2 protein-coding genes are annotated in these 1,634 nt (G+C 68.5%); one reads left to right on the top strand and one right to left on the bottom strand.

All coding sequences use genetic code 11. The features are described from left to right. Positions 1–741 (bottom strand): hypothetical protein (locus I5E_RS25930; protein WP_222836445.1); only part of this gene is annotated, 741 nt, incomplete at its 3' end. 505 nt (positions 742–1,246) lie between these two features. On the opposite strand from I5E_RS25930, the gene I5E_RS25180 reads away from it, so the two are divergent. After that, a partial coding sequence (locus I5E_RS25180; RefSeq protein WP_042723544.1) for a hypothetical protein occupies positions 1,247–1,634 on the top strand: 388 nt, incomplete at its 3' end.

The raw sequence follows: 1,634 nt of genomic DNA on the forward strand, positions 1-1,634 counted from the left end.
CCCGGTTGGCGGTGATGGCGCCGTTGCCCTTCGCGCTGAGACGCTGGATCGCGGAGTAGGTGCTCCAGGCGACCGTTCCCCCACGGAGTCAGTACACCGCGCTTCACCGTCACCTTGCACTTCGCAGTTGCCTGCCCGCCGCTGACGTACCCGCTGCTCTTGGAGGTCTGCACCCTCCGTGAAGGGCTGGACGTTCCTCGTGACCGCGCACGAGTAACCGAGCAGCCTCTTCGCTGTCGTGCCGCTGTACTCGTACGACATCGAGACCTTGGTCTCGGTGAGCCGGATGCCAGCGAAGGCGAACCACTGCGTCCCCCAGGACGATCGCGACGCCGCCCTGGACTCGGCCGAGCCTTCATCCAGCACAGCCCCCGACGCTGCGTCGACAGCTCCCCACTCGAAATCTCCGCTCGTGCGGATGGTCTTCGGCCCGAGGACCTTCTCGGCCGAGTCGGCAAGTGCCGCTGCCGCTGCGTCCGGCTCCAGGAAGTACGAAGTGAGTTCGCGGCGCTGGTCAGCGTTGAGACGGTCGAGAGCGGCAACGTCGGAGGAGGCTCCGGACGCGGTCAGCTCTACTCGGATGGACGACAACACTGCCGACGGCGTGCGCGGAGCGACCTCGTCGCTCGCGGCGGGCGCCGTTGCCACGGCATTGGCCGGCACTGCTCCGATGACAGATGCCGCGACTACAGCACACGCTGCGCCGATCGGGATGATCCGTCCATTGGTCGACTGCTTCATCAACGTTCCCCTCGTCCGGCGTCAGTGCCGGGTCCGTTGTCGGCCGCGTTGCCGACAGAGACCATTCAAGTACTTGATACATCAGATACGCAAATCCAGAACCAGATTACACACCACCGGGAAGAGCACTTCGGCACGCCCATCAACGAGACTGCGGGGTATCGGCAGGCTGGTCCTCGCCGCACTACCGACGGTCCGATGGCACCACGGACAGCCGAGTGACCGATACTCGGCATCGGGGAGTGGCAGCTTGAGCGGTCCGTCTCGCTGACAGCCTTGGTTCACGAAGGAATCTGGCGACACGCGACGCACAGGAGGCGCGGTGCCAGNTGGCACCGCGCCTCCTGTCCGGACACGGTCACGCGGGGGCGATGGACGGCCTGGTCCTCTGGCAACGAGACAGCCCTATCGGACGCCCCTCGTGCGGGGCGACGGGCTCGCCCGCGTCGGAGAGTGGCCGAATTGCGTTCCGCGAAGCGTCAGACCCACGGCGTTGACTGTGGCCATGATCCCCAAGAACCTCATCCATCAGGTCGAGAGCGCGACGGTCCGTGATCGCGACGGCGCGACGGTCGGCAAGGTGACGCAGGTGTTCCCCTCCGACGAGGACGGCGGCGAGACCGCGGAACGGACCGCGGCCTCGATCCGGGACGACGCGGCCACGTGGCGGGCGGCCGAGGTCCCGGTGCGGGCGCGGGCCGCGTCCCCGGGACTCGACGACGACCGGGCGCTAGCGGCCTGGGAGGCCGCCGCGTGGGGGATGACGAGCGCACGGCCCTTCGCCACCGCGGACGACACCACCGCCTCGCCGAACCGGCCCGGGGTCCCTTCGCCGAACCGGCCCGGGGTCCCTTCGCCGCTGCGGCACCGCAGCCGGACCGTCGTGGCGGTCA

The organism is Curtobacterium sp. B18 (assembly GCF_000333375.1).
In the GTDB taxonomy this organism is placed as follows: Bacteria; Actinomycetota; Actinomycetes; order Actinomycetales; family Microbacteriaceae; genus Curtobacterium.